We start from the raw sequence: 8004 nt of genomic DNA, 5'->3' as shown, positions 1-8004 counted from the left end.
AAGATATATTAAGCAAAATTTCAACGAACGCTTCCGTTAGCACAAAAATGAATACTGTGTCACTACGGTTTAATCAAGAAGAAGATTGCAACTGCAATAAGTATTGGTGTTAACATACTTTTAGCTTTATTTTTTCTCCACATATCCACCGTAATTGTAATACCTGCTATGATCATTAAGAAAATCCCAGGTAACTTTATGATATTTAGTGTCAGTAGATTTCCAATAGAAGCGAAAAAATAACCTATTACAAGTGACCCGATTGTGAAAACAAAATGTGCCGATTTAAAATCCTTCTTTGCAGAGTTCCTATCATCTGAATCCATTTTTAAATAAGTTCTAACAACCATAAAAGTTGGTATTCCCCACGTAATAAGGAAAGTAACCAATGAATCAGTATCTATGTTCAAATACAGCCCCCCTACCTAACTTCATTCTTCACCTATTGCCCCCGTTTACGTAAGACTCGAATTCAAGATTTCTAACAATGGAATCAAGAAAACTAAACACAAGCGAAAACAGTGAGTATATGGATTGAAGAATCAAATTCCTGAAACATCTTCCAAAAAATACTTTTCTTTGGATCGCTTATACACCAATAAAATAATGGCTAAGGAAGTAATAAATAAAATGCCTGCCATTCCTACAATCGTATAACGCAAAGACCACTCCCCAAGTAAACCGATTAATAAAATGAAAGAAATTTGGGCTATACTTTGGAGCACTCCTAAAACGCTCGTAATCCTCCCCATACGTTCAACAGGGATATTATTCTGGTAAAAAGTAATGATTCCAGTACTTGAAAATGAATTGAAGAATCCCAGAATAATAAATCCTATTATCAACATCATGAATGAATGTGAAAATGCGTATATTCCATAACCTACAGAAACCAAAAGAAACCCTATCCCTATCAAGTTCTTTGTAGAGATGTACTTAGAAACAACAGCTATCAATAGTGATCCAGAAACAAAACCAACACCAGTAATAGTGACTAATAGACTGAATTGAAACTCTGAGACACCTACTACTTGCTGGGTAAATACGACTTCCTGAGAATCCATGGCTAACGTGCAAACAGTGGTTATAAGATACAATACATAAACCGAAATGATAAACGATTCCCGTTTGCTATAATCAATGACTTCCTTCCAATCTTCTTGCATTTGTTTTATTGAGAGCTTTTCCTTATTCAACTCAACTTCACTGTCCACATTAGGTAGCAGGTATAGAAAAACAGCAGAAACCAAAAAAGAAATTGCATTTATGTAAATTGCAAAGTCCACAGAACCTATCATGATTAATATACCTGCAATCGAAGGACCCACAATGAATGCCCCTGAAGTAATCAAACTATTAATTGAATTGAACCTTTTTCGCTGATGCTTTGGGACAAGCTGGGTTGTAAAAGTCATCGAAGTAGGATTGAATAATGCTTTTGCCATACCGATCAGGAATAACATGAAATATATTGACCAAACGTTAGGCAGGAGTGGAATGAGCCCAACTGCTCCTGCACGCACTATATCCATACCAATCATTAAGCGTCGTTTATTAATTCTATCGACGATGCTCCCCGACCAAAACTGGGTAAGAATTACTGCAAGAGGACTGATAGCCCAAAGTCCAGCAACAGCTGTAGCTGATCCAGTCATTTTCAAAACTAACAGATTAATTGCCACAAGATAAATGAAGTCCCCTAACCTAGAAATACCTATCCCTGTAAGAAGTAAGAAGGGTTGTTTCCACTTATGTATCCATATTTGCTTATTCAATTTAACACCTCAATTCAAGATAAAATCGCTTACATTAAACCATAATATTTCAACTTAATTTAGACACTCACACTCTATTTGGAAACAATAAGGGGGATTCCTCAACCCTTCCAATATAATAAACTCTTTTGTAGTGATGGCGGACACTTCCAATTGTAACTCTTTATTTTTTTGTTTATTAGCTTCCTAATCTTTTTTTCCTCTCTTGGATCACAAGATTTTAGTTTTTCCTTCAAAGAATCTATTTCGTTCCCTAACTGAATCCATTCCGGTATGACATTATTGTCTTTAAGTGTTTTATTAAGCTGACCTTCATAACTATTAACGGAGTTCCTATTTAAATCTAAGGGCTTACCTTTACCAGGGAGATCCTCAAAATCTCCGTTTTCTTCAGCGTTATGCACAATTTGAGATATATGGTCTTTATAATATAAATTTTCTCTAAAACTATCTCGATCTTTATTTTTCATTATAAGCAACCTCCTTAGTGGGATATTAACACAAATTGGTAAATTTTTGCATCCAGAATTGAAGTGTTTTATTCCAGTTATCTCGAAACTGAGTCTTCAACTAACCTGCCCTTTACCGAAAGACTCAGTTCCGAGATAAACATCCACTTCGAGGAACAAATACCCCTATTACAGAACACTTATTTAAATAATGCATATCAACCACACACTTTAACAGAGCCTATAAAAGAAGAGCGGCTCCCACAACCCGGGCTACCGCTCTAATTCATCCTTACACCGTTTTTTCCTCTTGATGCTCCGATTTAAGAGTTACCAGAAATCGCCCTCTCACGAAAAAGAGATACCCGGCCGACGCTGCCAGCAGTCCTCCTGCCAGCAAAAAGACGCTCTGTACACCGAACGCCTCCGCCAAGGCTCCCATGGTTAAAGAGGCAATACCGAACGTCAGTGAAGTCAGCGCTCCCTGCGCACCGTAAATGTTCGGGAGATCTTCCGGTTCGGCTTTCTTCTGAAGATAGGTCTCCATCGCGATCGATTTGATCTGTTCGCAGATGCCGAAGAGAACAGACAGGACGAGCGCCATGATGGCAGCACGGTTCAAACCGAAGACGACGGTGAAGATGCTGACAGCGATGGCCGACCAGAGCAGCATTCGAAACAGATGCCGTTCCATCAGCCTTGCATACACCGCAGTTAGCAGGCCGCCGAGCAGCAGGCCGATAAAGAAGGTCGTATTGATATACCCCCACCATGCTTCCGATTTATCAAGGACTTCAGAGACGAACACATAGATGATCGCGGCAATCCATACGACATTGGCCATCGATTCAAGGAAAAGAACGATGTGAATCGACCGGAAAACCGGCGTCTGCCAAATCGCCTGCCACCCTCGCTTCAACACCGACGCAGCCGGGGCTTCCCCTGTACCGACAGCCACATTCGTACGATCACGGATCAGGAGCATCAGTCCTGAAGCAACCACAAACAGAAGGAACGTGACCCATAGGACGGAACGACCTCCCAGCCACGCGACGAGAACCCCGCCGAGCGCCCAGCCTCCCAGTTGTATGACTTGACTGACGACGGAAAAGAGGCTGTTCGCCCGGACGATTTCCTCCTTCCCGACAAGTCTCGGCAGCATCGCTCTGCTTGCCGGATCCGCCCAGCCGTCGAGAAAAGCGAGCAGGAACACGCCGAAAAGGACGAAACTGAACACACCATCCGTCCATGTGAGCCATAACGCCAGCCCGAAGAACACGACAGTCTTACTGATCTGCGAAAAGCAAAGCAGACTTTTCAACCGGTATTTATCGAACAAAAGCGGGGACAAATACCCGCTCGTGAAGCGCCCCACCGTATTAATGAACGGCAAAAGCGCCAGGAAGAAAGCGGACTGTGACACCGAGTACATCATCGATATCATACCGACGATATAGAAAACATCTCCAAGATTAGCAAAAGCCTGCCCGATCCATAAGGACCGGAAAGAAACGGATTTCATTTTTTCCTACCCCTTTTTCATCATTTTCGAATGCCATGATTTAAAAAAGGGTTATTTACATTGGACCAGCCTCCCCTGTGGTATCTTCCCGAGCGTTGTTCGTTCTAAGAAATGGACTGCGCAGCAAGTGGGGGCAGGAAAAAGGAAACCGTATAGGTTAATCTAACAATCTTTCTCCATTGTAACATAATGGAAAGGAACGGATTGCCAATCGTATTCGGATGCAGTAGAATGAAAAATTGTTAGATTTTACCTGAAAGAAGGAGAAGGAAGGATAAACATGAAGAAGCTTTTTATCGTCATGTCGGGGTTTATGATGATCGGTCTCCTTGCCGGTCCCTTTTTCATAGAGACGACGACCGTCCCGCAAGCACCTGTAGCAGAACCAAAAACGGAGGCCGCGGAAGATGCCGGGGCATCAGAAACGGTATCCTACGGGTCACGATATACGGAAGGCGACGTCACCTATTCTTTGGAAAAGGAGCAGCCGCTCATATCATACGACGGCGGGGACCATTGGCAGGATGTGCCCCTCGATACCGCCATGCTGTTTAACGGCGAATACAATGGAAGCGGACAGCAGCTGATCGATGGCAGCTACGCGTTTGACCAAAACCGCACCTCCTTCGTTGTTGCATAGAGTTCATACGATCAACCAAAGAAGAGGAACTTCCAATTTCATGGAGTTCCTCCTCTTTTATCTACGAACCGTTATTCTTCCTTTATACCGGCGTATCCTTCTTATTGAATTGCTTCCCGATCACCAATACAAGCCCCATGAGAAAAAGGAGCAAACCATTCCCTACGGCAACAAGACCTATAAAAGCTGCCATGAAGCCCCCGCCTTGGCCGGAATCCCCGATACCCACCAGGACCAAACCAGCAGCAAAGCCGAGTCCAATGCCCAAAACGGCTGTGAAAAGACCCGAAGCCCAGAGAGGAACTCTCCCGCTCCTGTGCCATTTGACTGCGTATATGTTTGCTGGGATTAAGACTGCTGCAAGCAATAACCACATGACTACATCCATACAATCCCTCCTAAAAAATAACGGATACAAGAACATCCTTCCCGGCCCGTTCAAGCCGCATCAACTAAGGAAATTCACCTCTGCTGCGTAATACAAACTTAATGCTGGGAAGGCACCAAAAACTCCCTTAAACCCGTAAGTATTTTAACTATACCACTTTTTATCCAAATTATTCCACAATTCTCACCCAATTCGTTTCCCCGACACAGCTAGGATCTAAAAATCCATATTTTCCCCTGCTTCATAGATCTTCCGAGTCCTCCCCATAAATAAACAACTCATCTACGGAAGTTTTTAAGGCTTCCGCAATCTCCATTGCTAATATCAAAGAGGGGGTATATCTAGCTTTCTCGATAGAAATGATGGTTTGACGACTTGCCCCCACTTTTTCAGCAAGTTGTTTCTGGGTCATCCGATAACGCGCGCGAAATTCAGGAATTCGGTTTCTTAACTCTTTTTTCATGATGTATCTCCTTTTACGTCCATTGTTTCTTAGTAAAATAAGTGATTCCAAGGCCTAAGAATAAAATAAAACTTAAGGCAATGGTTAGATAGAATGATTGACCACTGATGAGAAATCCAGCGTTTCCTCCGATGGATTGGGAAAATACCTGCGTCATGGACAAGAAGGGCTGAGACCAAGGATATAAAGGCCCCATCTTTTCAGAATTAATAATAAGGATTGTAGGTAAAGCGAATAAAGCGTTAATGACGGTAGGTGTGGCGAAGCTTGAAAAGTAAACAGCCATCCATAATTGGAACGCAACAAGGGGCAAACTGGCCAGCCATCCCACTGTTATAGTAGCCAATATTTCCATAAAGGGGAAAGGATCCTGAATGCCTTTGATCATCCCTAAAATGGCCGTACATATAAAGAACGCCACTTGAACGAGAGCGACTAATAGGGAGCTTACCATATACTTGGCCAGAAACACTTGCCATTTGGACACAGGAAGAGTTAATATCATCTTCCATCCTCCATAGGAGTGCTCATAGCTGCACAATAAAGCAGTGAATACCCCGGTGACTAAGGGCAAAAAAAGAACCGCATGCGGTACCATCATCTGCGTCATAAGCGCAATCCATGGAGGGACATTTCCGCTGACGTTGAACATCGAAAAATAAGCCACAAGAACAGCTAGTAAAGGACCAGCCCAGATAATGAGAGTAATCTTTGAATTTCTTAACTTCTTTCCTTCCATTCGCAGAAGCTTGAAAAACACCTCAATCAACCTCCCTTTTTACCAGGATGAATAAAGAGAATACATAAATCAGGATAGCCGTGGGCAATCCTTTCATAATGACTTCATAGAAGTTATCGATCCCTACGAGTAACGGCCATTTCCAGGGTAACCAATCAGGCAGATCAAACCCATTCAATACCAAGACCATACTTGCAATACCGATAGTGAGGGCGATTCCTTGATTCTTATATCTCATGGACAAATGGAACTGAAGAAATAGCAACGGTCCTGCAGCATACACCGTTCCAAAAGCGATTTCCATCATATACAGAAACGGAAAGGGTTGATGAAACCCCAAAATAATTCCCAGAGTATAAGACCCTGCAAGGAGAATGAGGATCGAGATATGAATCATTCCTAAAATCAATACAGCTTTTGACTGATACACTTGAAGAGGAGATATGGGTAAAGAAAAGAGCTTCTTCCACATATCTGTTTTATGCTCCGCGCCTGCAATCAAGGAAACGAGCAAGGTCATTCCCAAAACGAAAGCAGGGGACCAATAAAAGTGGATGCTTTTAATCATGACTCCCCAATTATCATTGCTGAGCGAGGTCAAATAATCATAACGAGACATATAATCTCCGGCTTTCATGCCGAGAACCAGTAGGGGAAAAAGCAGCATGACCACCCATGTCGATTTTCGAATCCTTAGGAGATCAGATTTCAGAAGAGTCCCCATCATAAGGTCTCTCCTCCCTTAGTCATCTGTAAGAAGATATCCTCTAGGGAGGTCTTCTGTTCTGCAACTCGATAAACATCGATTTCTTTTTGGACTAATCGACTGATTAAGGAAGCAACTTGGGGGTCAGGCATATGGTTGATTAACACGCCATGGCCTTCCTTCCGTACCTTCACACCTTCGCTCTCCACTATTTCCCTTGTATGTACAGGATCATTGGTTTCGAGCAAGATCTTTGCATCAGATTTTGCTCGCAGTTGTTCGATGGAATCTTGAAAAATCAATTTCCCTTTAGCGATAATTCCGACTTGAGTAGCAATTTGATCAATCTCGGATAACAAATGTGAGGAAATCATTACGGTCATTCCGTATTTAGCTGGAAGGTCTACGATTAATTCCCTGATCTCTTGGATCCCGGCCAAATCTAACCCGTTGGTCGGCTCATCTAAAATTACAAACTTAGGGAAACCCAACATAGCACTCGCAATGGCTAATCTTTGTTTCATTCCCAAAGAATATTGACCAGCTTTTTTATCGGCCACCTTCGTTAAACGCACCATCTTTAAGACTTCTTTCACATGGGTTTTCGGTACATCCAGCATCTGTCTCATTATCTCCAGATTTTGAAATCCGGTGAGGTGAGGGTAATAAGAAGGTGATTCCACTAAAGACCCCACCTTTTTAAGGATGTCTAACCGGTTCCCTTTTAATGGCTTCCCAAAGAAATGAATGTCTCCTTGAGAAGAATTAATCAATCCCAGCAACATACGAATCGTTGTAGTTTTACCAGCCCCATTCGGCCCAAGAAATCCATAGATTTCCCCTTCTTTAATCTGTAAGTCCACTTGGTCAACGACAGGGATACGCTTGTATCGTCTCGTTAATCCCTGTGTTTCAAGGACATATGGATTGGACATAGTAATCCTCCTCTTCCAGCTTAATAACGAATTTTTAGCACGATAAGGTAAATCGTTCCGAGAGCTGTACTAATGGCAAACATAACCGTCGTTAAACGTTGATACACAAGTCCAGACGTGGCGTCCCCCAGTCCGAAAATAATACTAATTAGTAACAGGGCAGAAATCACATAAAACATAAAACTATACACTTTGCGCTGGATCAAAAGAGATCTTTCATCCCGCCCCATTTGTTTCATCACAACTGTCATGACGATTAAACAAAGAATAACGATGCCTCCACCCAGAGCATTTCCATACATGGCAAACTGTTCTAAATCCATCTCTTAACCTCCTAGAAATATTTTCAAATTAATTGTAAAACAAAGTTCACTTAAAGTAAAGTTT

At 42.2% G+C, this 8004-nt stretch carries 11 protein-coding genes; 1 reads left to right on the top strand and 10 read right to left on the bottom strand.

Going from position 1 to position 8004, the window contains the following annotated elements; all coding sequences use genetic code 11:
* Positions 1-62 precede the first annotated feature (62 nt).
* From D479_RS19215 to D479_RS19200, 4 genes are all read right to left on the bottom strand, one after another.
* Complete coding sequence (locus tag D479_RS19215; RefSeq protein WP_008640393.1) at positions 63-410, bottom strand: hypothetical protein; 348 nt, start codon at positions 408-410, stop codon at positions 63-65.
* A 132-nt stretch (positions 411-542) separates the two neighbouring features.
* Positions 543-1775, bottom strand: coding sequence for an MFS transporter (locus D479_RS19210; protein ID WP_008640390.1), 1233 nt, complete (start codon positions 1773-1775; stop codon positions 543-545).
* Positions 1776-1876: 101 nt separating this feature from the next.
* Positions 1877-2245, bottom strand: a complete 369-nt coding sequence (locus D479_RS19205) for a DUF1992 domain-containing protein (protein WP_008640387.1) — start codon at positions 2243-2245, stop codon at positions 1877-1879.
* A 271-nt stretch (positions 2246-2516) separates the two neighbouring features.
* Complete coding sequence (locus D479_RS19200; protein ID WP_008640385.1) at positions 2517-3746, bottom strand: MFS transporter; 1230 nt, start codon at positions 3744-3746, stop codon at positions 2517-2519.
* Positions 3747-4026: 280 nt separating this feature from the next.
* Here D479_RS19200 and D479_RS19195 point away from each other — a divergent pair, with 280 nt between their 5' ends.
* Positions 4027-4386 carry a hypothetical protein gene (locus D479_RS19195; RefSeq protein WP_008640383.1) on the top strand — a complete coding sequence of 120 codons (360 nt, stop codon included), beginning with the start codon at positions 4027-4029 and terminating at the stop codon, positions 4384-4386.
* An 82-nt stretch (positions 4387-4468) separates the two neighbouring features.
* On the opposite strand, the gene D479_RS19190 is transcribed toward D479_RS19195, so the two are convergent.
* The 6 genes from D479_RS19190 to D479_RS19165 all read right to left on the bottom strand — a co-directional run bounded on the left by D479_RS19190 (position 4469) and on the right by D479_RS19165 (position 7940).
* Positions 4469-4774 carry a hypothetical protein gene (locus tag D479_RS19190; protein WP_008640382.1) on the bottom strand — a complete coding sequence of 102 codons (306 nt, stop codon included), beginning with the start codon at positions 4772-4774 and terminating at the stop codon, positions 4469-4471.
* 241 nt (positions 4775-5015) lie between these two features.
* Positions 5016-5237, bottom strand: a complete 222-nt coding sequence (locus D479_RS19185; RefSeq protein ID WP_008640380.1) for a helix-turn-helix transcriptional regulator — start codon at positions 5235-5237, stop codon at positions 5016-5018.
* Between the two features lie 13 nt (positions 5238-5250).
* Positions 5251-5997: an ABC transporter permease gene (locus tag D479_RS19180; protein ID WP_008640378.1), complete on the bottom strand. Its 747-nt coding sequence runs from the start codon at positions 5995-5997 to the stop codon at positions 5251-5253.
* A gap of 1 nt (position 5998) precedes the next feature.
* Positions 5999-6703, bottom strand: a complete 705-nt coding sequence (locus tag D479_RS19175; protein ID WP_039871898.1) for an ABC transporter permease — start codon at positions 6701-6703, stop codon at positions 5999-6001.
* Positions 6700-7617, bottom strand: coding sequence for an ATP-binding cassette domain-containing protein (locus D479_RS19170; RefSeq protein ID WP_008640375.1), 918 nt, complete (start codon positions 7615-7617; stop codon positions 6700-6702). The genes D479_RS19175 and D479_RS19170 overlap by 4 nt, the downstream gene beginning before the upstream one ends.
* Positions 7618-7637: 20 nt before the next feature.
* Positions 7638-7940, bottom strand: coding sequence for a hypothetical protein (locus D479_RS19165; RefSeq protein WP_008640374.1), 303 nt, complete (start codon positions 7938-7940; stop codon positions 7638-7640).
* Between the last annotated feature and the right edge of the window lie 64 nt (positions 7941-8004).

Source organism: Halobacillus sp. BAB-2008, assembly GCF_000328325.1.
Taxonomy (GTDB): Bacteria; Bacillota; Bacilli; order Bacillales; family Halobacillaceae; genus Halobacillus.
The sequence above is the reverse complement of the archived record's forward strand: the minus strand, read 5'-3'. Positions and strand labels throughout refer to the sequence as shown.